Origin of the sequence: Bradyrhizobium sp. AUGA SZCCT0431, from assembly GCF_018131065.1 — a bacterium.
Classification (GTDB): Bacteria; Pseudomonadota; Alphaproteobacteria; order Rhizobiales; family Xanthobacteraceae; genus Bradyrhizobium.
In genome coordinates this window covers 96670-121649 of sequence record NZ_JAFCLR010000022.1, presented here as the reverse complement: position 1 = coordinate 121649, position 24980 = coordinate 96670, and the positions used below count along the sequence as shown (strand labels likewise).

Sequence of the window (24980 nt, the reverse complement as noted above, 5' to 3'; positions counted from 1 at the left end):
GAAACGCAGACTAGAACAATGAGAACGCGGCTATTCCAGCCCCGCATTATTTGCGGCAAGCCGTGGCTATATTTAGGCTACGCGTTGTTCCTCGGCCCTGCGGACTATTGCCGCGGACGGCAGGAACAACCACCTTCAGTTGGCCCCCCCGCAGCGCAGAGGAGAACGCGATGGAAAGCGAAAGCCGCCAGGCGCACTGGGAGAAAGTCTACACCAGCAAACGCGAGAACGAGGTCAGCTGGTTTCAGGAGAGCCCTGCCCCGTCGCTGGCGCTGATCGCCGAGATCGGGGCTACGCCCCGTTCGGCGATCATCGACATCGGCGGCGGCGCGTCACGGCTGGTCGATCACCTCATCGATCAGGGATTTTGCGATGTCACCGTGCTCGATCTATCCGCGGCGGCATTGGAGGCCGCCAAAGCCCGTCTCGGCGAACGCGCCTCACGCCCGCATTGGCTTGTGGCCGACGCCACCACATGGAAGCCGTCGCGGGCGTATGACATCTGGCATGACCGGGCGGCGTTTCACTTTCTGACCGAGGAGAGTGACCGCGCGGGCTACATCGCGCGGTTCAAGCAGGGTTTGAAGATCGGCGGTCACGCCATCATCGCGACCTTCGCGCTGGACGGACCCGAGAAATGCAGCGGCCTGCCGGTGATGCGTTACGATGCGGCGCGGCTCGGGCAGACGCTGGGACCGGGGTTCAAGCTGCTGCAAAGCCAGCGCAACGACCATGCCACGCCCTGGGGATCGCAACAGCGCTTTCAATTCAGCGTCTTTCAGCGCGTGGAGTGATCCTTTTCGTCATTGCGAGCCAACGGGTCGCGCGAATGCGCGCCCGATGCCAGGCTCCGCGAAGCAATCCATAGTGCGAAGGAAAGAATGGATTGCTTCGTTGCTTCGCTCCCTTGCACAAACGCTTCGCGTTTGTCGCAGGCAATGACGTCGCTCTGACGGAACCTTGATGTGCACGCGTCATCCGGATCGATAAGATCGGAACATCACAGCAGGAGAATTTCATGAAAATCGTTGCCGCCGCCATCACCATCCTCGCCCTAACCTCGACCGCCGCAATGGCGCAGTCGCCCTATGCGGGGATGCAGGGCCGCTCGATCAAGGCGCTGTCCGCGCAGCAGATCGATGATCTCAAGGCCGGCAGGGGCATGGGCCTGGCGCTGGCGGCCGAACTGAACGGCTACCCCGGCCCGATGCACGTGCTGGAATTGTCCGACAGACTGGCGCTGTCGGCGGCGCAGAAGCAACGGATTCAAACACTGTTTGAAACAATGAAAGCGGAAGCGACGCCGATCGGTCTCAGCCTGATCGAGCAGGAAAGCGCGCTCGACCGGCAATTCGCCGGCCGTTCGATCACGCCTGACGCGCTGAGGGACGCGACGACGAAGATCGGCCAGACGCAGGCGGAACTGCGCAACGCGCATCTGAAATATCACCTCGAAACGGCGCAAATCCTGTCGGCCGATCAGATGAAGCAATATGCCCACCTGCGGGGATACGCATCCGATTCCCCGGCGCGGCATCACCGCATGCATTAGCGGCAGGGCGCTGCGCGCGGACCCTCGCCCCGCTTGTGCTGGGACCGCGCAGGCGTCTAGATTGCGGCCCAACAGGCGCGTTCCAACGATTATCCGCAGAATGGAAAACGCCGAATGGGAGGACCCTGATGAAGCACGCCTACATCCCGCGAACGACGACCTACAACCTCAATCCGGGCGAAGAGCTCAATGATCTCCGGATGTCGGACGAGGTCCGTCCGCTCTACGAGCACGTCAAGAAGTTCATCCGCGAGACCGTCGACCCGATGTCGGTCGAATTCGCAAAGCTTGGCGAGAAAAAGACCGACCGCTGGAGCTTTACGCCGGAACAGCTTGCGTGCCTGCAGAAGGCCAAGGACAAGGCCAAGGAAGTCGGCTTGTGGAACTTCTTCCTGCCCGACGACGAGACCGGCCAGGGCCTCAAAAACCTCGACTACGCCTATATCGCGGTTGAGCTCGCGAAAAATCCGATGGCGTCGGAGACCATGAACTGCTCGGCGCCCGACACCGGCAACATGGAAGTGCTGGAACGCGTCGGCACCAAGGCGCAGAAGGAGAAGTGGCTGAAGCCGTTGCTGGCCGGTGAAATCCGCTCGGCCTATGCGATGACCGAGCCGAATGTCGCCTCCTCCGACGCCAAGAACATCTCGACCTCGGCAAAACTCGTCGGCGACGAATGGGTGATCAACGGCGAGAAGTACTATATCTCCGGCGCCGGCGATCCGCGCTGCAAGATCATGATCGTGATGGTGAAGACCAATCCGGACGCGCCGCCGAGCAAGCAGCAGTCGCAGATCCTGGTGCCGATCGACACCCCCGGCGTCGAGATCCTGGGCCCGATGCACGTGTTCGGCCACGACCACGCGCCGCGCGGCCACATGCATCTGCGCTTCAACAATTGCCGGGTGCCGAAGGAGAACATGCTGCTCGGCGAAGGCCGCGGCTTTGAGATTTCGCAGGTTCGCCTCGGGCCGGGCCGCATCCATCACTGCATGCGCACCATCGGCAAGGCGGAAAAGGCGCTCGACCTGATGGTGTCGCGCGGCCTCACCCGCGAGGCCTTCGGCAAGAAGATCGCCCATCTCGGCGGCAATCTGCAGATCATCGCCCAGGCGCGCTGCGAAATCGAGGCGATGCGGCTGATGGTGCTCAAGGCCGCCAAGGCGATGGACGTGCTCGGCAACAAGGAAGCGCGGATCTGGGTCAGCATGGTGAAAGCCATGGTGCCCGAGCGCACCTGCAAGATCATCGACCAGGCGATCCAGATGCACGGCGCCACAGGTATTTCGCAATGGAGCCAGCTCGGCGAGATGTACCAGGACGTGCGGCATCTGCGCTTCGCCGACGGTCCGGATGAGGTGCACTGGATGGTGGTCGGAAGGCATGAACTGAGCATGCCGTAGGGGCTGTTGGGGGCGCGTTATCGGGAGTCCCCGAGCCGCGCCCCCACCCCGCCCTCCCCCGCAAGCGCGGGAGAGGGAGACGCGCGCGGCGTGTGACAAGCAGTGCGCTCAACCTCGACCATTGTTATTCTCGATCGCTCAACGAACACCGATGCGCCCCCCTCTCCCGCTTGCGGGGGTCGAGACGAGCGAAGCTCGCTCTTGGGTTGGGGTGGGGGTGCCTCCGCAAATTCGTCCGCAGTGAGTCCCTTCACCCGCCAGCACGCGAAACAGGAAATGCAGAATGGAATACGCGCCTGAAGACCTCAACCCGCGCGACCGCTACAAGGTGCTCGCCGGGTTCGTGCTGCCGCGGCCGATCGCCTGGGTGACGACGATTGGCCCGACCGGTGTGGTCAACGCCGCGCCCTACAGTTTCTTCAACGTGTTCTGCGAGGATCCGCCGCTGTGCATGTTCGCGGTCAATTTGCGGCCCGACGGGCGCGTCAAGGACACGCTGGTCAACATCCAGCGCACCGGCGAGTTCGTGGTCAACCTCACCGACGAGCCGCTGGCCCGCGCAATGCACGATTCCAGCGGCGACTTTCCGCCTGATATCGGCGAGCCGAATTACCTCGGCCTGAAGCTGGCGCCCTCGTCAAAAGTCGCGGTGCCGCGGCTGGCCGACGCGCCCTGGGCGATGGAGTGCAAGGTCTGGAAGACCATGGATGTGAAGGGCGTCCGGCAGCTGATCATGGGCGAAGGCATCAACTTCTACATCCGCGACGAATTGTGGGATACGCAGACCATGCGCGTGCACATGGAGCGCTACCACCCGATCGGCCGCATGTTCGCCGACCGCTATTGCCGCACCGACGACCGCGTCGTGTTCCCGCCGGCGCCGGAAGTGCCCGCAACATAAGAGCTCTCACATGACCGAGCATTTTCGCGATAACGAAACCGGCAACCGGTTTGAACTCGACGTCGATGGTACGATCGCCTTCGTCACCTATCGCAAATCACCGGGCACAATCACGCTCGAACACACCGTGGTGCCGCCGGAACTGGGTGGCAAAGGCATCGGCTCAAAGCTGGCGCGCGCGACGCTCGATGCGGTGCGGGCGCAGGGACGCAAGCTCACGGTCGAATGCGAGTTCATCCAGGGCTATATGAAGAAGCATCCGGAGGATAACGATTTGCTGACCGCTTCGTAGGGTGGGCAAAGGCGCGCTTGCGCCGTGCCCACCATCTTCATTCGACACGCGGTTGAAATGGTGGGCACGCTTCGCTTTGCCCACCCTACACGCTACGCACCACGACGTCTATGCCGCCACGGGCCGGTGCGCGCGCAGGAACGAGCGGATCTGGCGCACCGCCAGCGGAATCCGCTCCTTGGGCTCCTTCCACGGAAACATGCTGACTTCGGCGTTCGGCGCCAGCATCGCCGACTCCATCGCGACCGCGTAAGGGTGCGCCGGAATATCGTCGGGCAAGATCAGCACCGGCGTCCGGCACTGGCGCACGAAGTCGCGCGTCACCGTGAAGACGAAATCGGGATTGGTGCGGTACATTTTGGTCAGGAATTTATCTGTTGTTTCCACGGTGATGTCGGGCCGCTGCTTCAGGAGCTCCGGCGCCCAGCCCTTGGTGTTGTTGTCGTAGAACAAATCGCGCATCTCGGGACGCGAGCCTGACGGTTGCGCCAGCACGGCGGCAACGATGCGGTCCGGCGCGCGCTTCAGGAGATTCCAGATCAGGGGGCCGCCGATGCAAAACCCGAGCACCATGAACTTGTCGATGCGAAGATGATCCATCAGGCCGAGATGGTCGTCGGTGTGGGAATCCCAGGGCCGGTCGATTTCGAGCGGGCCGGAAGACTGCCCGGTATTGGCGTTGCGCAAATCGGCCGCGATGCAGCGGTACTCGCCCTTGAACTCCTCGAATGAATCGAACGGCGGGTAACTGCCCGACAGGCCCGCGATCGTCGAGTTCAATCCACCGCCGGCGATCATCAGTAGCGGATAGCCGGAGCCGGCCTCCTCGTAATGGATACGAACGGCGCCTTTTTCGAAAGTCGGCATGCGGTTTCCTCGGTTCGGATTTTTTGGTTTGTAGGGTGGGCAGAGGCGCGCTTGCGCCGTGCCCACCAATCTCTTGCGGAACGTTGTTGAATGGTGGGCACGCTTCGCTTTGCCCACCCTACGGACTAGGTCGGTGCGCTGCTCGGCTCGCCGATCTTGTCCTGCGTGTTGGTGTCGAAATCGCCGGCCTCATGCCGCTCGTGCAACTGGCTGGCCGGATCGCCCGAGATCCGGTTGACCATGCGGCCGCGCTTCACCGCCGGGCGTTTGGCGATCGCGTCGGTCCAGCGCTGCACGTTCTTGTATTCGTGCACCGACAGGAATTCGCCGGCGCCGTAGACGAGACCCTTCGCCAGCGCGCCGTACCATGGCCAGGTGGCCATGTCGGCAATCGTGTATTCGCTGCCGGCGAGATATTCATTGTCGGCAAGCCGCCGGTCGAGCACGTCGAGCTGACGCTTCACTTCCATGGCGTAGCGGTCGATCGCGTATTCGATCTTGGTCGGCGCGTAGGCATAGAAATGGCCGAAGCCGCCGCCGAGAAACGGCGCGCTGCCCATCTGCCAGAACAGCCATGACAGGCATTCCGCCCGCGCCTCGCCGCCGGCCGGCAGAAAGGCCCCGAACTTTTCAGCCAGATGCATCAGGATCGCACCGGACTCGAACAGCCGGATCGGCGTCGGACCGCTGCGATCCATCAGTGCCGGGATTTTGGAGTTCGGATTGACCGCGACAAAGCCGCTGCCGAACTGGTTGCCGTCGATCTTGATCAACCAGGCGTCATACTCGGCGCCGCTGTGACCGGCGGCCAGCAGCTCCTCGAACATGACGGTGACTTTCACGCCGTTCGGCGTCGCCAGCGAATAGAGCTGAAACGGATGCCGGCCGACCGGCAGCTCCTTGTCATGCGTGGGGCCTGCGATCGGGCGGTTGATGCTGGCGAAGCGGCCGCCGCTTTCTTTATTCCAGGTCCAGACTTTCGGCGGCACATAGGCGGTGGGGTCGGTAACAACGTCGTTCATTCGTGTTGGCTCCAGGCTTCTTTCGGCCGTGTGATCGAGGCGATCTGCCGCGCGGCGGAATTACAATGCGTGAGTCTGGTATACCTTGGGGCTGTCGCCGCCAACCGCAAGATGCTGCATGGCAGCCCAACAATTCCCGTGGCGGTTTGCCGCGAGACCATGTTACGATTTCAGATCGGCACCGCAAGACAACGACGAGCCGACCGAGGGGCTCGCCCCAAAACTGGCCGAACAGGTCGGCACCCTGCTCGACGAAATCGCGCGCCGCGGCACCGCTATTCTGTTGGTGGAGCAGAAGCTCACCATCGCGCTGAAGATTTCCCGCCGCCTCTATGTGATGGGCCACGGCCGCATCGTGTTCGAGGGAACGCCGGCGGAGCTTGCCGCCAATGCCGGCGTGCGCAAGGAGTGGCTGGAGGTTTAGGGAGCAGCTTCCCGCCGGCCGGATTATCCGAACAGCCAGGACCTCGGATTAGCGATCGGTTTGTGCTCGATGCTCAACAGGCCGCCCTTGACGATGCGGATGAGTGACCAGATGAACCACCAGGCAAGAATCGGAAGGCCGATCAGCACCAAGGACAACGGAATGCCGATCGCAAGGTACAGCAGTCCGATCCAGAAGGTCCTGATCTGAAACCGGAAATGTGACTGCATCACTGGGTCAGTATCGTCGACTTTCACATACGCGATGATGACGCCCATCAGCGCAGTAACCCCGGTGAAATAACCCACGCCGTAAAGCACGTACACAGCGCCGGCGAGGATATTGTCCGAGGCGATGGGTCGTTGGGTTTCGTAAGAAAGTGACATGGCCGCCTCTGTTGCCACGGAGATCGTGGAGCTCTGCGAACGCCCTTTGGTCGCTCCTGACACAATCCAGGTTCAACAAATCGTAGCGCCAAAAGGGATCATGAGGCGCGGCTGAGTTGTACTCGGAGCAATGCCTTTATGGCTGGCCCGGCCGGGATCGGCCATAATGGACGGGTCACCACAAGAGAGATCATCCGAAATGCTTGCCTCGCAGCGCGCCCTGTTCGAGATACCTCGCCAGGTTTGCTACCTCAACGCCGCCTCCTACAGCCCCTTGCCGATCCGGACCCTGGAAGCCGGCCGCGCCGCGGTCGGGCGCAAGGGCACGCCATGGACGCTGCCGGCTTCCTTTGCCAGCCAGCAGAATGAGCGCGCGCGGATTGCCGCCGCCCGGCTGATCAACGCCGAGGCGGCCGACGTCGCGCTGACCCCCTCGATCAGCTACGGCGTCGCGACGGCGGCGAAGCTTTTGACGATTCCCCGCGGCACGCGCGTGATCGTGCTGGAAAGCGATCATTCCTCCCCGGTGCTCGAATGGCACGCGCGCGCCGAAGCACAGGGGTTCACGGTCGAGACCGTCCGACAACCCGAAGACGGCGACTGGACGTCGGCGGTGCTGGCTGCGATCGAACGATCGGGCGCGCCACAGGTCAGCCTCGCCTCGATCTCCTCGGTGCACTGGTCGGATGGCGGGCTGATCGATGTCGACAAAGTGAGCTCGGCGCTCAAGGCGCGCGGCGCGATGTTCCTGATCGACGCCACGCAGGGCGTCGGTGTGCTGGCGATGGACGTGAAGCGTCTCGATCCGGATTTCCTGCTGTTTCCGACCTACAAATGGGTGCTCGGGCCTTACGGCCGCGCCTTTCTCTATGTTGCAAAACGCCATCAGAACGGCATTCCGCTGGAGCAGACCTCAGCCGGCCGCCGCGACGTGCGCGCCGAGAACGCGGTCTATTTCACCGATCTCAGTTACGTGCCCGATGCGCGCCGCTTCGACATGGGCGAGCGCGATTATTTCATCTCGATGGAGATGGCGTCCATTGGCATGGAAATGCTGGCCGAATGGGGCGCAGCGGCCGTGGTGCAGCGGCTCGCGATGCTGACGGAACGGATTGCGGAAGGCGTGCGCGGCATCGGCGTCAGCGTGCCGGATGCGCGGCTGCGCGCGCCGCATATTCTGAGCCTGGCGTTCAAGGGCGGCATGCCGGCGGGACTCGTCGAGGGGCTGGCGAACGACGGCGTCTACGTCGCGCCGCGTTTGGGGCGGCTGCGGGTATCGCCGCATGTTTACAATGATGAGGCGGATGCGGATCGGTTCGTTGAGGTGTTGGGCAGGCGTTTGCGCTCGTAGGGTGGGCAAAGGCGCGCTTGCGCCGTGCCCACCATCTTTCGTGTCACGCAGCGAGGTGGTGGGCACGCTTCGCTTTGCCCACCCTACGAAGCATCGTCATTGCGAGCGAAGCGAAGCAATCCATGGTGCCGCAAGCGGAGAGATGGATTGCTTCGTCGCTACGCTCCCGTGCGCAAACGCTTCGCGTTTGTCGCAGGCAATGACGGCGATCGCAAATGACGGCGCTACGACGCCGCCATCTTCCTTGGCTGCTCCGCACCCGTCATCGCAAAACCCTCATAGCCCTTGGCCGCCACGTCGTCGCAGATCTGCCGGTACGGCCCGACGCCGCCGATATAGGGCATGAAGATCCGCGGCTTGCCGGGGACGTTGGCCCCCATGTACCAGGAATTGGCCTGCGGATAGAGCGTGGTGTAGGCGACCTCGTTGACGTGGGCGACCCAATTGTCCTCGGCGTCCTTTTTGGCTTCCATGGCCTCAAGGCCACGGTCGCGCATATAGGTCACGCAGTCGGTGATCCAGTCGACATGCTGCTCGATCGAGACGATCATGTTCGACAGCACCGACGGGCTGCCGGGACCGGTGATGACGAAAAGATTGGGGAAGCCGACGCTCATCAAGCCGAGATAGGTGCGTGGACCCTCCGCCCATTTCTGGTTCAACGTCTGGCCGTTGCGGCCGCGAATGTCGATCTTGGCGACCGACCCGGTCATCGCGTCGAAGCCGGTCGCCAGCACCAGCGCGTCGACTTCGTAGTCCTTGCCGCCGGTGCGCACGGCATTGGCCGTGATCTCCTCGATCGGGTTGGCCTTGATGTCGACCAGCGTCACGTTCGGGCGGTTGAAGGTCGAAAAATATTCGGTGTCGATGCAGATGCGTTTTGAGCCGATCGGATGGTTGTTCGGCTGCAGCAATCTTGCCTTCTCGGGATCCTTGACGATTTCGGCGATCTTTTCGCGGACGAAATCGGCGGCGGTATCGTTGGCGGCCTCGTCGAGCGCGAGGTTGTTGTAAACCGACATGAAGGTGAGCCCGCCGCGAGTCCAGCGCGCCTCGTACTTCGAACGGCGCTCGTTGTCGCCATCGTCAAGCGCGCCGCGATCGGGCATTTCGGTATAGATGCCGTTGCGCGATTCCGTGCGCGCGAATTGCCTGACTTCCGGATATTTGGCGCGGAATGCCTGCCGCTCTTCCTCGGTCAGCATGGCGTTGCGGGCGGGAATCGAAAAGTTCGCGGTGCGCTGAAACACCGTGAGGTGGCTGGCCTGCTCGGCGATCACAGGCACCGACTGGATGCCCGACGATCCCGTGCCGATCACGCCGACGCGCTGGCCGGTGAAATCGACCGTTTCATGCGGCCAGTGACCGGTGTGATAGACCTTGCCCTCAAAACTATCGAGACCCTTGATCTCCGGCATCCGTGCGTTCGACAGGCAGCCGGTGGCGAGCACGACGAATTTTGCGGTCACGGTCCTGCCGTCGGAGAGCGCGACCGACCACGAGTTGGTGCGCTCATCGAACTCCGCGCGTTCGACGACGGTGTTGAACTGGATGTCGGGACGAAGACCAAAACGGTCGGCGACGTGGTTGGCGTATTTCAAGATCTCCGGCTGCGGCGCGTAGCGCTCGCTCCAGTCCCATTCCTGCTGCAGCTCTTCAGAGAACGAATAGGAATATTGCATGCTCTCGACATCGCAGCGCGCGCCGGGATAGCGGTTCCAGTACCAGGTGCCGCCGACGCCATCGCCCTGCTCATAGACCCGCGCTGAAAAGCCCTGCCCGCGCAGTTTATGCAGCATGTACATACCGGCAAAGCCTGCGCCGACCACGACGACGTCGTAGCTCTCGGAAGCTTTTCCGGTAACGGATGGCGATGCGGACATGGAAACTCCCTTGAGAATTCTTGATTTGCCGGACAGCATTCTCTCGATAGCGCCAAAGCGCAAGACACAAATCGGCGGCCTTGCTTTGCATATTTTGTGACGTGGAATGTTCGTCCCTCATGATCGAAGAGCGCTTGGCATCCCAGCCTCCGATGGGCTAGCGTCGGGCAACACGGCAAACAAAAAACCAACAACGAGCGGCGCCAAAGCCGCCCCAGGGAACGGACACGACCATGAAATCCCCGATCTGCGACATGCTGGGAATCGAGTTTCCGCTGCTGGCCTTCAGCCATTGCCGCGACGTGGTGGCGGCGGTCAGCCGCGCCGGCGGCTTTGGCGTGCTGGGAGCGACCCGTTTCTTGCCGGAGACGCTGGAGCAGGAATTGAAATGGATCGACGACCACGTCGACGGCAAGCCTTACGGCATCGATGTGCTGATCCCGGAAAACATTTCGACCGCTGGTGAGAAGAACCTCACCTGGAAAAGCCTGGAGAAGCGGGTTTCGCAAGAGCACCGTGATTTCACCCGCAACCTTCTGAAGAAATACAACATCGAACTCACGACGGAGAGTGTCGCCGACAACCAGCCACAGCCGTTTGACGCCGAGATCGCGCTGGAGCTGCTCGACGTATCCTTCCGCCATCCGATCAGGCTGATCGCCAACGCGCTCGGGGTGCCGCCGAAGGCGATGATCGAGATGGGCCGCAAGCACGACGTGCCGGTCGCCGCCCTCATCGGCTCCAAGGAGCACGCGCTGCGCCAGGTCGCGGCCGGCGTCGATATTCTGGTGGCGCAGGGCACCGAAGCCGGCGGCCATTGCGGCGAGGTTTCCACCATGGTGCTGGTGCCCGAGGTGATCAAGGCGATCAAGCCGATCCGCAAAGTGCCGGTGCTGGCGGCGGGCGGCATCATGACCGGGCATCAGATGGCGGCCTGCATGGCGATGGGCGCGGCCGGTGTCTGGACCGGCTCGGTGTGGCTGGCCACCGTGGAATCCGAGACCACCGAAATTTTTCGCGAGAAGATGATCGCGGCGTCCTCCCGCGACGCCGTCCGCTCCAAAGGCCGTACCGGCAAGCCGGCGCGGCAGCTGCGCTCGGTATGGACTGATGCCTGGGACCGCGGACCTGACAGCCCCGGCGCGCTGCCGATGCCGCTGCAAAGCATCATCAGCCGCGACGCCTTCAACTCGATCGACCGCGCCGCGGCGGCCGGCAACGTGCAGGCGCGCGACCTCGTCAGTTACTTTGTCGGCCAGGGCGTCGGCCTGATCGACAGCGTCAAATCCGCCGGCGCCGTGGTGCAGGAATTCAAGGAAGATTTTGTCGACGCGGTCGAGCATATGAACGCGTTGATGGAGGAGTAGGCTTCTCCTCCGTCATTGCGAGCGAAGCGAAGCAATCCATCGCGCCGCGGAAAGAAAGAATGGATTGCTTCGTCGCAAGCGCTCCTCGCAATGACGGGGATAGAGTGAAAACGCCTAACGTGATACCCAGCAAGAGAAACAAGAAGAAATGACATCCCTTCCCGAAGACCGCATTCCCGTCATCGTCGGCGTCGGCGAAATCGTCGACCGGCCAAAGGACATCGCCGCCGGACTCGAACCGCTCGCCCTGCTGGAACAGGCGCTGAAGCGCGCGGAGGCGGACAGTGGCGCAAAACTGCTCGGCGAACTCGGCTCGCTCGACGTCGTGAATTTCCTGAGCTGGCGCTACCGCGATCCCGAAAAACGGCTGGCTGAACGGCTCGGCGTCCAGCCGGCGCATTGCTATTACGGCCCGGTCGGCGGCGAGAGCCCGATCCGCTATCTGCATGAAGCGGCAAAACGCATCGCGCGCGGCGAATGCAGCGTGGCGGCGGTGTGCGGCGCCGAGGCGCAATCGACCGCGACCAAGGCGCAGCGGTCCGGTATCGATCTGCCATGGACGCCGTTTGCCCACGACGTCGAGGAGCCGAAGCGTGGCGCAGCGTTCCAGAAGCCGATGGCGGTGACGCTCGGTGTGTTCCGTCCCATCACAGTCTATCCGCTGTATGAGTCCGCGACCTCAGCGCATTGGGGCCAGACCCCGCGCGAGGCGCTGGCCGAATCCGGCCAGCTTTGGTCGATCTATGCAAACGTGGCGTCGGAGAATCCCAATTCCTGGCTGAAGAAGCAGTTCACGCCGGACGAGATCACAACGCCGACGCCGGAAAACCGGCTGATCGCCTGGCCCTACACCAAGCTGATGGTGGCCAACCCGACCGTCAACATGGGCGGCGCGATCCTGATGACGTCGCTGGCAAAGGCCCGCGCCGCCGGCGTGCCCGAGGACCGGTTGATCTACCCTCTCGGCGGCGCATCTGCTGAAGAGCCGCGCGACTATCTGCTGCGCGATCAGTTTTTTGAGAGCCATCCGCAGAATGCCGTGCTCGGAGCCGTGATGGATCTCGTCGAGGGCGACGGCAGGAAGTTCGATGCGATCGAGTTGTACAGCTGCTTTCCCTGCGTGCCCAAGATGGCGCGGCGGACGCTCGGCCTCGGCCCCGACGTCAGGCCAACCGTCACCGGCGGCCTCACATTCTTCGGCGCGCCGCTCAACACCTATATGACGCACGCCGCCTGCGCGATGGTGAGGAAGCTGCGCGAGGGCGGCACGCTTGGCCTGCTCTATGGTCAGGGCGGTTTTGTCACCAAGCATCATGGGCTGGTGCTGTCGCGGCAAGCGCCGAAGCAAGCTCTGACGCAGGACACCAGCGTCCAGGCCGAAGCCGACCGCCGCAAGGGCGCCGTGCCCGAATTCGTCACGGAAGCCAGCGGCAAGGGCAAGGTCGAGAGCTTTACCGTGATCTATGGCGGCAAGGGCGACGTCGAGCACGGCGTGGTAATGATGCGCACGGCGGATGACGCGCGTGCTCTGGCGCGGGTGCCGGCGAACGACAGCGCGACGCTGGCGCACCTGCGCAACATGGACCGCACACCGGTGGGTTCGGTTGGGGAGATCGTCACGGCCGGCGATGGTGTGCTGGAGTGGCGGGTGGGGTAAGCGACCGTCGTCATCCCCGGGATGAACGCAATTGCGTTCACCCGTAGGTGCGCGCTCTTGCGCGCCTCGAAGGATGTGCCCAGCATTCATCCTTCGAGGCTCGCCAAGGGGCTCGCACCTCAGGATGACGGTGTCGGGTGTGGCCCTCCCCCTACCCCTTCGCATTCTGCTTTTCCGACGACGCGGAAGGCGACCAAATGCAAAAAGCCCGGCCCCTTCCGGAGGCCGGGCTTTCATATTGTCATCCCGTTATGGTCAGGCCGCGCGCACCGAGTCGAGGAACTTGCCGACCTCTTGCTTGAGGCGGTTGCTGTCGCCCGACAATGATTGCGCGGCGGAGAGAACCTGCGTGGAGGCGGAGCCGGTCTCGGAGGCGCCGCGCTGCACATCGGTGATGTTGGAGGACACCTGCTGGGTGCCGTGGGCGGCCTGCTGCACGTTGCGGGAGATTTCCTGCGTCGCAGCACCCTGCTCTTCCACGGCTGCGGCAATGGTCGAGGAGATCTCCGACAGCTTTTCGATGGTGCCGCTGATTTCCTTGATCGCGTTCACGGAGTCCTGGGTCGCCGCCTGGATGCCTGTGATCTGCTGGCCGATCTCGCCGGTGGCCTTGGAGGTCTGCTCGGCCAGCGCCTTCACTTCCGACGCCACGACCGCGAAGCCACGGCCGGCATCGCCGGCGCGCGCCGCTTCGATGGTGGCGTTGAGCGCCAAAAGATTGGTCTGCTCGGCAATGGTGTTGATCAGCTCGACGACGTCGCCGATCCGGCTCGCCGCCTTCGACAATTGGCTGACGCGGTCGTTGGTGGAGCGGGCCTGGTCGACGGCCGCAGCGGCCATCCGCGCCGATTCCTGCACCTGACGGCTGATCTCGTTGACCGAGGAGGACAACTCTTCGGTCGCCGACGCCACCGACTGCACGTTGGTGGAGGCTTCCTCGGAGGCCGCCGCCACCATCGTGGTCAACTCCTGGGCGCGCTCGGCGTTCGACGTCAGCGTCCCGGCGGAGGCTTCCAGTTCGGTAGAGGCCGACGACACTGTCTCGACGATCTCGCCGACCGCCGTCTCGAAAGTATCAGCAAGCTTGATCATGTCGTCCTTGCGCTGCCGGGCGGCGATCAGGTCCTGCTTGACCTTGGCCTCGGCTTCGTCGCGGGCCTTCTGCTCGGCATTCTCTCTGATGATCGTCACCGTCTTGGCGAGGTCGCCGATTTCGTCACCGCGCCTGGCGCCGGGGATCACGACGTCGAGGTTGCCGCCGGCCATCTCACCCAGCGCACCGTTCAGGCGCATCATCGGACGCGAGATCCCAAGGAAGGAGAACACCATCGATGCGAACAGCGCGATAATCACCACGATACCCATGGCGAGGCTGACCGTGCTGGCTCGCTCGGTCTCGGCGGCGGCTTCCTCCTTCGATGTGGCGTAGTTCTTTCGCGCGATGTCGACCAGGCTATCCATCTGCGTGCCCGCCTCCTGGGCAAACTTGACGGTGCGGTTGGCGACAATGTCCGCCTTCAATTCCTCGATCTTGACCGCTTCGTCATTGGCGGCCAGGAAACGTTTGACGATCGAATCCAGCGTGCTGACCACCACCAGCAAATCGCGGTCATCGGCCTCGCCCCGCAACAGGTTGAAATTGGCCTTGAGCGCGGCCTGGGTCTTCGCGATCTGGGCGATCAGACCGACATCGCCGGTGGCGCCCAGCCGCCACACCATGGCCCGCAGCGCGTTGACCTTGGCATCGGCCATATGCAGCAGCTTTTCGATTTCGAGCTTGTTGTCGAGCTTGGCCAGCGCGGGCGACGCCAATTGGGTCTCGATCGCCTTGGTCCATTCGGCCGAAATCGCCGAGCGCTTGTCGATCACCGCGAGGAGATTGAGCTGTGTCTTCGCAAGCTCATCGACGCCAGTCGTGTAGGAAGTCATCAGCGACTTGATTTTCTCCAGGCGCTGCTTGATATCCGGTATCGTCGCAATCGCCTGCGCATCATCCAACGCCTTGGTTTCGGCGGCCTTGAATCGATTGAGGTCCGCTGCGTTCCTTTCGACGTCGGCGGCCTTTGTCGCCAGCCTGACGTTGCGCGCGGCAAGCTCGATCTGCCGTCCGTTCAGGTTCGCTGAGATCGCGGCATCGATGACCCGCTGCGAGCGATCGGCGCGGCTGTTTGCCGCCTCAATCGCCCGTTCCGACATCATCTGGTTGGCTACCATGCCGCCCGCCAGCAATATGCCGACCGCGCCAGCCAGGCCCAGTTTATACCCGATGCGATTGAGCTTGATCATTGTCAGCGAACCCCAAATTTCCCCAAACCGCGCAGTCGGCGATGGCCAGCGGGAACCACCGAACAGCGCGCGCGCCGTAAAGATGGTGCTCTTGTAAACAAGACTGGTTAATTTTAGCTCAGTAGAGGCTACCGAGTAGCCCAATTGGATTTCGCTGCAGGGTTGCAAACGCAAAAGCCCGGCTCCTGTTGGGAGCCGGGCTCTTCGCCGGTGATCGGCCGGGTGTCAGGCTGCCCGGACCGAATCCAGGAACTTGCCGACTTCGAGCTTGAGGCGGTTGCTGTCGCCAGACAGCGACTGCGCCGCCGACAGCACCTGCGAGGAGGCCGAGCCGGTCTCGGTCGCGCCGCGCTGGACGTCGGTGATGTTGGCGGAGACCTGCTGGGTGCCTTGCGCCGCCTGCTGCACGTTGCGGGAGATTTCCTGTGTCGCGGCACCCTGCTCTTCCACCGCGGCGGCGATGGTCGAAGAGATTTCCGACAGCCGCTCGATGGTGCCGCTGATTTCCTGGATTGCGTTGACCGACTCCTGGGTCGCGGCCTGGATGCCTGATATCTGCTGGCCGATCTCGCCGGTGGCTTTCGCGGTCTGCTCGGCCAGCGCCTTCACTTCCGACGCCACGACGGCGAAGCCGCGGCCGGCTTCGCCGGCGCGCGCCGCCTCGATGGTGGCATTGAGCGCCAGCAAGTTGGTCTGGCCTGCGATGGTGTTGATCAATTCGACGACGTCGCCGATCCGGCTCGCCGCCTTCGACAATTCGCTGACCCGGTCGTTGGTGACGCGGGCCTGGCCGACGGCGTCGGTCGCCATGCGCGCCGATTCCTGCACCTGGCGGCTGATCTCGTTGACCGACGACGACAGTTCTTCGGTCGCTGACGCCACCGACTGCACGTTGGTGGAAGCTTCCTCGGAAGCCGCCGCCACCGCTGTCGTCAGCGACTGCGAACGCTCGGCGGTCGCCGACAGCGTGCCGGCCGAGGCTTCGAGCTGCGTCGAAGCGGATGACACGGTCTGGACGATCTCGCCGATCATCGATTCGAAATTGCGGGTGATGCCGTCGACCCGGCGGCCGCGCTCGATCTTGGCTTCGGCGTCGAGGGCCGCAGCCTCATCGGCGGCCTTCTTCGCGATCAGCGCCTGCTTGAACACCTGCAAGGTGTCTGCCATGGCGCCGATTTCGGTCTTCTCGCCCTGATGCGGAACTTCCGCGCTGAGGTCGCCTTTGCCCAGCGCCTGCATCGGGGTAACGATGGAAGCGATGCCGCTCGAGACGTCGCGAACCAGATAGATGCCGACGGCAATGCCGATGATGACGGAGGCGCCGAGAATCACGGCCAGCATCATGAAGGCGGACGCGTAGCTGTCAGCCGCACTCTGGGCAGCCTTGTCGGCTCCGGCATTGTTGAGGTCGATGCTCTTCTTCAGGACGGCGTCGGCCTCGAGCCCGATCTTGTTGACCGTCTTCGAGTTCATCTCATGCGCCTCGAGTGGAACCTTGCCGACGGAGTTGCGCGACAGCGCCATTACTTCCTCGGTGCCCTTCTTGTATCTGTCCCAGAGGTCGGACCATTCCTTGTAGAGCGCACGCTCCTCCGGGGAGGCGATCATCGGCTCGTAGAGCGCGCGGATCTTGTTGTTGTTCTCGACCACGCTCGCCAGGGTTTTTTCCTGGGCCTGCTTTCCTTCCAGCGTCCCGACCAGCATGTGCTCGCGGATCACGTTGCGGTAGGTGATGACGCCGGCGCGCAGGTCGCCGAGCACGCGAACGCTCGGCATCCAGTTGGTCGTGATGTCCACAGTGTCGGCGTTCATCGCCCGCATGTCGCGGACCGCCAGCAGGCCCATACCCGTCATCGCGGCCAGCAGGAAGGCAACGACAGTAATGATTTTGGCGCGGATCGAGTACTTGGCAAGCATGGGTTGGAATCTCTTGGTTTTGGGCGCGCGGAAGACGCGCCGGTTGCGACGGGCGGGCTAAGTCGATGCCCTTGCACGCACCAGAATCTTATTCGTTCTCAGGTTGTGTTAATTTGGCGCACCGTAAAAATACGGTACGCGACAGAAGTCTCTGAGAAATGAGTGGCGTAGGACGATCAGCGCATCAGCTTGAGCGCGTCGGAAAAGAATTCGGCGCCACCGAAATTGCCCGATTTCAGTGCAAGCAGCATCTCGCCATTTTTCGCGCCCACCGCGCGCAGAACCGGCACGCCTGCAGCGATTTCTGCGCCAACGAGGAAGCCGGGAATCCCCAGGCGATCGACCACGGCGCCTGAAGTTTCACCACCTGCGACGACCAACCGGCGCACGCCGGACTGCACCAATCCGTCCGCGATGTCCGCCATCGCCTGCTCGATGGCATGCCCGGCTGCATCGCGGCCATGCCGGGATTGCAGGGCTGCGACCTGATCCGGCGTCGAGCTGCTCGCGATCAGAAGCGGGCCGTCACCGATCCGCTCCTTCGCCCACACGAGCGCACGCCGCGCTTCATCCGGGCCGGCAACGATGCGGTCGGGATCGAGATGAAGCACCGGCATCGCCTTTTCGGCATTGGCAATTTGCTGCAGCGTTGCCTGCGAACAACTGCCGGCCAGGCACGCGGCCGGTCCGCCGACCGGCGCATCGGCGTTCGCCTTCGTCACGTTCGACTTAGCCTTGCCGGAAGCGACCAGTGCCCGCGCGAGGCCGAGCCCGATGCCGGAGGCGCCGACCGACAATCGATGATCGAGCGCGACGTTGCCGATGGTTTCCAGATCGCGGTCGAACACCGCGTCGATGATGGCCGCACCAATGCCCTTGCCGGCGAGATCGGCGAGGCGCGCGCGCACAGAAGCTTCACCGCGCGCGAGCGTTGCAAGATCGACCAGCCCGACCTTCGTCTTGCTCTGGCGCGCCAGCACCCGCACCAGATTGGAATCATGCATCGGGTTGAGCGGATGATCCTTCAGCGGGCTTTCGTTCAGCGGCACGGCGCCGACGAACAGATTGCCCTGATAGACGGTGCGGCCGGTTTCCGGAAAGGCCGGCGTCACCAGCACGATGGCATCGCCGGAATCGTCGCGCAGCGCATCCATCACCGGGCCGATATTGCCGGCGTCGGTGGAATCGAAGGTCGAGCAGACCTTGAACAGCACGTGATCAGCGCCGCGGCCGCGCAGCCATTTTTCCGCCGACCGCGAGCGCGTGACGGCCAGGCCCGCCTCGATCGAGCGGCTCTTCAGCGACACCACCACCGCGTCGACTTCCGGCAGCGCCAAATCGTCAGAAGGCACGCCGATGGTCTGCACCGTGCGCAGGCCGCAGCGCGTCAGCGTGTTGGCGAGATCAGAGGCGCCGGTGTAGTCGTCGGCAATGCAGCCCAAAGACAATTTCACGATTTTGCTCCGGCGTAGGGTTTGAACCAGCCGAGGCCGTCGGTGGTGTTGCCGCGCGGGTTATATTCGCAGCCGACAAAGCCGTCATAGCCGAGCCGGTCGAGCTCAGCGAACAGGAACGGATAGTTCAGCTCCTCGCCGTCGGGTTCGTTGCGCGAGGGGATGCTGGCGATCTGGATATGGCCTGTTATCGGCATCATCTCGCGCAGCCGCATGGTGACGTCGCCATGGATGATCTGGCAGTGGTAGATGTCGAACTGCAGCTTCAGGTTGGGAATCTTCAACTCAGTGATGAGATCGCGTGCGAACAGGAAGTCGTTGAGGAAATAGCCGGGCACGTTGCGCGCGTTGATCGGCTCGATCACCACGTCGATGCCGTGGGGTGCAAGAAACTCGGCGGTCCACACGACGGATTTGTGAAACCCGACCACCGCGTGGGGATCGCTGCGGTCGGCAATCCCAGCCATCAAATGCAGCCGCTTGACGCCAGTCGCCTTGGCATAGGGGAGCGCGGTGTGCAGGCTCTGCTGCAGATCGGCAAAGCGTTCCGGCAACGCAGCAAAACCCTTCTCGCCGGCGTTCCAGTCGCCCGGCGGCAGGTTGAACAGCGCCTGCGTCAACCCGGCGCCCTTGAGCCGCTTGCCGACTTCGTCGGCCGGATGCTCATAGGGAAACAGGAATTCCACGGCGGTGAATCCCGCCTTCGCGGCGGCGTCGAAGCGGTCGAGGAACGGGACCTCGTTGAACATCATCGAGAGATTGGCGGCAAAGCGGGGCATCGACTGACCTCTTTTGTTTGATGAACCTTTTGTCTTGACGCGTCTTTATGCGAACCGGGTTCCACTTCGCTCGAAAACGCCATGTTGGCTCGCGATTATTTCGGCTCGCCCGGCAAATGCGTGCCGGTGACGCGGGCATACATCCGCGCCACCGAGGCGTCGTCGTCGCGGCCCATGCCGGAGGCCGCCGTCATCAGGAACATCTGCAACGCGGCGGCGGCGACCGGCACCGGGAATTTCGCCGTGCGCGCCATGTCCTGGATGATGCCGAGGTCTTTCACGAAAATCTCCACCGCGCTGCGCGGCGCGTAATCGCCATCGAGCACGTGCGGCATGCGGTTCTCGAACATCCAGGAATTGCCGGCGGAGGCCGTGATCACTTCATAGACTTTTTTGATGTCGAGGCCCTGCTTGGCGGCAAACGTAATCGCTTCGGAAGCCGCGGCGATGTGCACGCCGGCCAATAGCTGGTTGATCATCTTGAACGCGGCGCCCTGCCCCGCAGCATCGCCGAGTTCATAAAGCTTCGCCGCCATCGCATCCAGTGCCGGACGCGCCTTGGCGAACGCGGCCGCACTGCCCGAGGCCAGAATGGTGAGTTCGCCCAGCGCCGCGCGCTGCGCACCGCCGGAGATCGGCGCGTCCAGATAAAGCCGCCCCGTGGCCTCCAGCTGTTTGGCCAGCCGCCGCGCCACATCGGGGTCCATGGTGGCGGAGGAGATGAACACTGCGCCCTGCCCCAAGGTTTCGGCAACTCCGTCAGCGCCAAACAGGATGGCTTCGGTTTGCGCGGCATTGACGACGACGCTGACGACGATATCGGCCGCCTTGGCGGCTTCCGCCGGGGTTTTGGCACCGGTGCCGCCGTCGGCCACGAAGCGCGCGACGGACTCGGCCGAGACATCGCACCCGGTCACCTCGAACCCGGCGCGGCGCAGCGAGGTGGCCATGCCGAAGCCCATCGAGCCCAGCCCGATGACGGCGGCGCGCAGTTTTGCGGATTCTGGCATTGTGGCGTTTCCTTGTGCTCTTGGAGTCTGACCCTTGCGGCTTTGCCTCTGGGTATCACGGCTTGGCCGCGCTGCCAAAGCGTGAGAAAAGGCTCGCGAAACGGGGTTTTGGCCATGAGCGAGACAAGGATTCGCGAGGAAATCTGCCGCCTCGGCCGCTCGCTGTTCGAGCGCGGGCTGACGCCGGGCTCCTCGGGCAATATCAGCGTCAGGCTCGACGATGGCGGCTGGCTGGTGACCCCGACCAACGCCTCGCTCGGCTCGCTGGATGCGGCCCGGCTGTCGCGGCTGGGAGCCGACGGCCAACTCGTCTCGGGCGACGCCCCGACCAAGGAAGTGCCGCTGCACACCGCCCTCTATCAGACCCGCAACGCGGCGCGCGCGGTCGTGCACCTGCATTCGACCCATTCGGTGGCGCTCTCGATGCTGCCGGAGATCGATCCCCGCGCCGCATTACCGCCGATGACGCCCTATTACCTGATGAAATGCGGCCAGACCGCGTTGGTGCCGTATTTCCGGCCCGGCGATCCCGCGGTGGCGGACGCCATCAAGGGACTGGCGGGCAAATATTCATCCGTGCTGCTCGCCAACCACGGCCCGGTGGTATCGGGCGACACGCTGGAAGCGGCGGTGTTCGCGATCGAGGAACTGGAAGAAACCGCGAAATTGTATCTGCTGCTGCGCGGGCTGAACCCGCGGTATCTGTCGCCGGAACAGGTCAAGGATTTGACTAAAACGTTTGGATTGACGCTACCGGACCACAGTCACTGATAATGCGCGGAGGATGCACATGTTCAAACTCATTGGTTTCGCTTTCGGACTTCTGTTCGTGATTGGCCTGTCGGATTCGACAGCGCTGGCGCAAGAGACGGCGCAGAGCATGCTGGCGGTACAGATCCGCTCGCAGGGCTATACCTGCGACAAGACGCTCGGCGCCGTACGGGACGCCAAGCGTTCGAAACCGGACTACGAGGTGTGGGTTCTCAGGTGTAGCAACGCGACCTACCGCGTAGGCCGGTGGCCGGACATGGCGGCGAAGGTCGAGGTCATCCGGTAGCTGCCGTAGGGTGGGTTAGGCGAAGCCGTAACCCACCACTTTTGTCGAGAGCGAGCGGTGGATTACGCCTTCGGCTAATCCACCCTACAAAGCCTACAATCCCAGATACGCCTTGCGCACGTCCGGATTGGTCCTGATGTCAGCCGCGCTGCCCTGCATCAACACCCGGCCGGTTTGCAGGATGTAGGCGCGGTCGGCGATCTCGAGGCACTCCGCCATTCGCTGCTCGACGATCAAGACGGTCATCCCGGTGTCGCGGATGCGTTTGACGGCCTGGAAGATTTCGTCGACCAGTTTCGGCATGATGCCCTGCGAGGGCTCGTCGAGCATCAACAGCCGCGGCCGCGTCATCAGCGCGCGGCCGATCGCCAGCATCTGCTGCTCGCCGCCGGACAGCGTTTCGGCGCGCTGATCCAGCCGCTCCGACAGCCGCGGGAACAGCTTGAACACCAGATCCATCGGCGCTTCGCGGTCGGCTTCGCCGCGATAGAGGTAGCTGCCGAGCCGCAGATTGTCGCGCACCGATAGCCGCGGAAACAGCCGGCGGTTTTCCGGCACATAGGCGATGCCGCGCGAAGTAATGACATGCTGCGCCAGGCCGTCGATCCGCTCGCCGTCGAAGGTGACGGTGCCGGAACGCGGACGCTCGGCGCCGGCGATCGATTTCAGCAGCGTCGACTTGCCGGCCCCGTTGGCGCCGGCGACGCAGACGACTTCGCCCTTGGCGACCTCGATCGTCACCGCCGAGATCGCGACCAGCCCCTGATAGGCGGTGGTGACTTCATGCACCGACAGCATGACGGTCTCCCAAATAGGCGGTGATGACTTTCGGATCGCGAACGACGTCGGCGGGCTTGCCCTCGACCAGCACCTTGCCGAGATCGAGCACGATGGCGCGGTCGACCAGCGGCATCACGATTTCCATGACGTGCTCGACCATCAGAATGGTAACGCCGGTGTCGCGCACCTTGCGCACCAGTTCGACGCCGGTCTGCGCCTCGAGCGGGGTCAGGCCAGTCAGGCATTCGTCGAGCAGCAACAGTTTCGGTTCGGTCGCCAGCGCACGCGCCACTTCGAGGCGGCGCTTTTCCGACGGGACCAGATCGCTGGCGAGCACATTGGCGCGTGCCGCAAGGCCGCAGAACTCCAGCACTTCATGGGCTTTCTGCCGCGCCACGCGCATCACGGTGTTTCGCATCAGCGCGCCGACGATGACGTTGTCGATCACGGTCATGGTCTCGAAACTCTTTACGACCTGAAAAGTCCGGGCGACGCCGCGGACGCAGCGCTCGGCAGCCGGGAGCGCGGTGACGTCTTCGCCGTCGAACCAGATCGTGCCTTGGGTCGGCGGCAGCACGCCCGCGATCAGATTGAACAGCGTCGATTTGCCGGCGCCGTTCGGCCCGATCAGGCCGACGATTTCGCCACGTCCGACCGAGATCGAGACGTCGCTGTTGGCGACGAGGCCGCCGAAGCGTTGCCAGACGCCGCGGGTTTCCAGCAGGGGCGTGCTCATCGCGTCGCCTCCTTGCGCTTCGGCGTAAACAGGGAGACCAGGCCTTGCGGCCGCGCCAGCGAGATCGCGATGATCAGGCCGCCATAGACGATCAGGTCGACGCCGCGGCCGGAACCGCCGGCGTAGGACCGCGTCAATTCCGTGATCGGAATCAGGATGACGGCGCCCAGCATCGGCCCCCACAGCGTGCCGATGCCTCCCAACACCGCGGGCAGCGCCATCAGCAGCGAGATGTGAAAGCCCATGATGCTCTCGGGATCGATATAGGAGACGAACTGCGCATAGAAGCTGCCGCCGACCGCGACCAGAAACGCCGAGACCGCGGCGGCGCCCATCTTGGAATTGAACACGACGACACCAAGGCTTTCAGCGGCCTCCGGATTGTCCTTCACCGCGCGCCACCAATAGCCCCATTTGGAATCCTCCAGCCACCAGGTGACGAACCAGGCGACGCAGGCCAGCGCCAGCGCAAAGTAGAAATACGGCAGCTTGCTGCGCGCGAACTGGAATTTGAGCCAGCTGTCGCCGCGCACGGGAATCTCGATGCCCAATGCCGCGCCCGCCCAATCCCAGTTGTGGAACAGCAAGAGCCCGATCTCGGCAATGACGATGGTGGCGATCGCGAAGTAATGCCCGCGCAGGCGGAAGCAGGGATAGCCCAGCCCCATCGCGATGACAGCCGATATCAGGCCGCCGCCGAGCATACCGAACCACGGCAAGATGCCGAACTTGGTGAACAGCAGCGTCGTGGTATAGGCGCCGAGCCCGAAATACAGCGCGTGACCGAGCGAGATCTGTCCGCAATAGCCGGAGAGGATATTCCAGCTCTGCGACAGCGCCGCCCACATCAGCGTCAGCACCATGATGTTCTGGACGTAGGAGTCCTTGACGAACAGCGGCACCACGGCAGCGATGGCGGCGAGGCAGAATGCGACGATCAGGTCGCGGCGACGGCGTTTTGCGAAATCCGTATCCATCACATCGACCCGAACAGACCGCGCGGCCGCACGAACACGACCAGGAGATAAACCGCGTAGATACCAACCGATTTCAGTGACGGCGGCAGGATCAACGCGGTGGTGGCTTCGACCAGGCCGACGATGATGCCGCCGGCAAAGGCGCCGAACACACTGCCGAAGCCACCGAGCGCCACCGTGACGTAGGCAATCAGCGCAAACGACGCACCGACATCGGGATAAATGTAAAAGAAGATCGACATGATGGCGCCGGCGAGACCCACCAGCGCCGCACCGAGCCCCCAGCCGAGCGCGAACACGCGGTTCTTGTCGATACCGACCAGCGCCACGGCGCCGGCATCCTCGCGGGTGGCTTCGAGCGCGCGGCCGAAATCGGTGCGGTTGATGAAGAAGTAGAGTCCGCCGAAAGCCGCCATCGCCACCGCCGCGCCGATCAGTTGCGGCTGGGGCAGGAAGATACCGCCGATCGAGATGGTTTTGCCGCCGAGCCATGAATGGGTGACGCTGCGGTAATCCGGCGTGAAGAAGAACTGCGCCGCGCCGCGCATCACGATCGCAAGCCCGAAGGTGGAGAAGATCTGCACCATGCCGGCATTGGCCTTTGCCCTGACCGCGAAGCGTACAATCAGGAGATAGACCACGGCGCCAAAGACGAACAACGCCGCCGCAACCAGCGGCGCCGCCAACAATGGATCGATCGCGAAGAACGCGAACAGGAAGAACGACGCGTACATCGCGATCATCAGGAATTCGCCATGGGCGAAATTCACGACGTCCATCAGGCCGAAGATCAGCGCGAGGCCGACCGCAATCAGCCCGTAGAGCAGCCCCATCAGGAGGCCGCTCGCCAGGCTCTGGATAATGGTCTCGGCTGTCATG

General features: G+C 63.4%; 23 protein-coding genes and 1 pseudogene. 11 read left to right on the top strand and 13 right to left on the bottom strand.

Annotated elements, in window-relative coordinates:
• Positions 1–170: 170 nt before the first annotated feature.
• The 5 genes from JQ567_RS22175 (at position 171) to JQ567_RS22155 (ending at position 4148) form a co-directional block, all read left to right on the top strand.
• A complete protein-coding gene (locus JQ567_RS22175) occupies positions 171–794 on the top strand; it encodes a trans-aconitate 2-methyltransferase (RefSeq protein ID WP_212440762.1) in 624 nt (207 codons plus the stop codon).
• A gap of 224 nt (positions 795–1018) precedes the next feature.
• A complete protein-coding gene (locus JQ567_RS22170; RefSeq protein WP_212440761.1) occupies positions 1019–1552 on the top strand; it encodes a Spy/CpxP family protein refolding chaperone in 534 nt (177 codons plus the stop codon).
• Positions 1553–1677: 125 nt separating this feature from the next.
• Positions 1678–2955, top strand: coding sequence for an acyl-CoA dehydrogenase family protein (locus JQ567_RS22165; protein ID WP_192737444.1), 1278 nt, complete (start codon positions 1678–1680; stop codon positions 2953–2955).
• A 283-nt stretch (positions 2956–3238) separates the two neighbouring features.
• Positions 3239–3856, top strand: a complete 618-nt coding sequence (locus JQ567_RS22160; protein ID WP_212440760.1) for a flavin reductase family protein — start codon at positions 3239–3241, stop codon at positions 3854–3856.
• A 10-nt stretch (positions 3857–3866) separates the two neighbouring features.
• On the top strand, positions 3867–4148 hold the full coding sequence (locus tag JQ567_RS22155; protein ID WP_212440759.1) for a GNAT family N-acetyltransferase: 282 nt from the start codon (positions 3867–3869) through the stop codon (positions 4146–4148).
• Between the two features lie 108 nt (positions 4149–4256).
• Here the strand turns inward: JQ567_RS22155 and JQ567_RS22150 are convergent, their stop codons facing one another.
• Entirely contained in the window at positions 4257–5015 is a 759-nt protein-coding gene (locus tag JQ567_RS22150; RefSeq protein ID WP_212440758.1) for an alpha/beta fold hydrolase, read from the bottom strand.
• Positions 5016–5140: 125 nt separating this feature from the next.
• Positions 5141–6037, bottom strand: a complete 897-nt coding sequence (gene yghU / locus JQ567_RS22145) for a glutathione-dependent disulfide-bond oxidoreductase (RefSeq protein ID WP_212440757.1) — start codon at positions 6035–6037, stop codon at positions 5141–5143.
• 193 nt (positions 6038–6230) lie between these two features.
• Between yghU and JQ567_RS22140 the strand changes: the two are divergent.
• A pseudogene (locus JQ567_RS22140) lies at positions 6231–6461 on the top strand (ABC transporter ATP-binding protein); the annotation flags it as partial.
• A gap of 23 nt (positions 6462–6484) precedes the next feature.
• On the opposite strand, the gene JQ567_RS22135 reads toward JQ567_RS22140, so the two are convergent.
• Positions 6485–6847, bottom strand: a complete 363-nt coding sequence (locus JQ567_RS22135; protein WP_212440756.1) for a hypothetical protein — start codon at positions 6845–6847, stop codon at positions 6485–6487.
• Positions 6848–7046: 199 nt separating this feature from the next.
• Here JQ567_RS22135 and JQ567_RS22130 point away from each other — a divergent pair, with 199 nt between their 5' ends.
• Complete coding sequence (locus JQ567_RS22130) at positions 7047–8198, top strand: aminotransferase class V-fold PLP-dependent enzyme (RefSeq protein ID WP_212440755.1); 1152 nt, start codon at positions 7047–7049, stop codon at positions 8196–8198.
• Between the two features lie 224 nt (positions 8199–8422).
• Here the strand turns inward: JQ567_RS22130 and JQ567_RS22125 are convergent, their stop codons facing one another.
• Positions 8423–10081: an NAD(P)/FAD-dependent oxidoreductase gene (locus JQ567_RS22125; RefSeq protein ID WP_212440754.1), complete on the bottom strand. Its 1659-nt coding sequence runs from the start codon at positions 10079–10081 to the stop codon at positions 8423–8425.
• A gap of 233 nt (positions 10082–10314) precedes the next feature.
• Between JQ567_RS22125 and JQ567_RS22120 the strand changes: the two genes are divergently transcribed.
• Positions 10315–11448, top strand: coding sequence for a nitronate monooxygenase (locus JQ567_RS22120; RefSeq protein WP_212440753.1), 1134 nt, complete (start codon positions 10315–10317; stop codon positions 11446–11448).
• A 148-nt stretch (positions 11449–11596) separates the two neighbouring features.
• Positions 11597–13105 (top strand): acetyl-CoA acetyltransferase, encoded by a 1509-nt coding sequence (locus JQ567_RS22115; protein WP_212440752.1) that lies wholly within the window; start codon positions 11597–11599, stop codon positions 13103–13105.
• Between the two features lie 255 nt (positions 13106–13360).
• On the opposite strand, the gene JQ567_RS22110 is transcribed toward JQ567_RS22115, so the two are convergent.
• The 5 genes from JQ567_RS22110 to ltnD all read right to left on the bottom strand — a co-directional run bounded on the left by JQ567_RS22110 (position 13361) and on the right by ltnD (position 20629).
• Positions 13361–15388 carry a methyl-accepting chemotaxis protein gene (locus tag JQ567_RS22110; RefSeq protein ID WP_212440769.1) on the bottom strand — a complete coding sequence of 676 codons (2028 nt, stop codon included), beginning with the start codon at positions 15386–15388 and terminating at the stop codon, positions 13361–13363.
• Between the two features lie 228 nt (positions 15389–15616).
• The gene (locus tag JQ567_RS22105; protein ID WP_212440751.1) at positions 15617–17308 is read right to left on the bottom strand and encodes a methyl-accepting chemotaxis protein; all 1692 of its coding nucleotides are present in this window, start codon (positions 17306–17308) and stop codon (positions 15617–15619) included.
• Positions 17309–17484: 176 nt separating this feature from the next.
• Complete coding sequence (gene otnK / locus JQ567_RS22100; protein ID WP_212440750.1) at positions 17485–18762, bottom strand: 3-oxo-tetronate kinase; 1278 nt, start codon at positions 18760–18762, stop codon at positions 17485–17487.
• The gene (otnI, locus tag JQ567_RS22095; RefSeq protein ID WP_212440749.1) at positions 18759–19541 is read right to left on the bottom strand and encodes a 2-oxo-tetronate isomerase; all 783 of its coding nucleotides are present in this window, start codon (positions 19539–19541) and stop codon (positions 18759–18761) included. Before otnI ends, otnK begins: the two co-directional genes overlap by 4 nt.
• Positions 19542–19636: 95 nt before the next feature.
• Positions 19637–20629, bottom strand: coding sequence for an L-threonate dehydrogenase (ltnD, locus tag JQ567_RS22090; RefSeq protein WP_249165606.1), 993 nt, complete (start codon positions 20627–20629; stop codon positions 19637–19639).
• A gap of 36 nt (positions 20630–20665) precedes the next feature.
• Here ltnD and JQ567_RS22085 point away from each other — a divergent pair, with 36 nt between their 5' ends.
• Together JQ567_RS22085 and JQ567_RS22080 are read left to right on the top strand one after the other, a co-directional pair.
• Entirely contained in the window at positions 20666–21322 is a 657-nt protein-coding gene (locus tag JQ567_RS22085) for an aldolase (protein ID WP_212440748.1), read from the top strand.
• A 19-nt stretch (positions 21323–21341) separates the two neighbouring features.
• Entirely contained in the window at positions 21342–21608 is a 267-nt protein-coding gene (locus JQ567_RS22080) for a hypothetical protein (protein WP_212440747.1), read from the top strand.
• A 93-nt stretch (positions 21609–21701) separates the two neighbouring features.
• Here the strand turns inward: JQ567_RS22080 and JQ567_RS22075 are convergent, their stop codons facing one another.
• The 4 genes from JQ567_RS22075 to JQ567_RS22060 are packed head-to-tail and all read right to left on the bottom strand — an operon-like array spanning position 21702 to position 24979.
• On the bottom strand, positions 21702–22406 hold the full coding sequence (locus JQ567_RS22075; protein ID WP_212440746.1) for an ABC transporter ATP-binding protein: 705 nt from the start codon (positions 22404–22406) through the stop codon (positions 21702–21704).
• Positions 22390–23124, bottom strand: a complete 735-nt coding sequence (locus JQ567_RS22070) for an ABC transporter ATP-binding protein (RefSeq protein ID WP_212440745.1) — start codon at positions 23122–23124, stop codon at positions 22390–22392. Before JQ567_RS22070 ends, JQ567_RS22075 begins: the two co-directional genes overlap by 17 nt.
• On the bottom strand, positions 23121–24101 hold the full coding sequence (locus JQ567_RS22065) for a branched-chain amino acid ABC transporter permease (protein ID WP_212440744.1): 981 nt from the start codon (positions 24099–24101) through the stop codon (positions 23121–23123). Before JQ567_RS22065 ends, JQ567_RS22070 begins: the two co-directional genes overlap by 4 nt.
• The gene (locus JQ567_RS22060) at positions 24101–24979 is read right to left on the bottom strand and encodes a branched-chain amino acid ABC transporter permease (RefSeq protein WP_212440743.1); all 879 of its coding nucleotides are present in this window, start codon (positions 24977–24979) and stop codon (positions 24101–24103) included. The genes JQ567_RS22065 and JQ567_RS22060 overlap by 1 nt, the downstream gene beginning before the upstream one ends.
• Position 24980 lies beyond the last annotated feature (1 nt).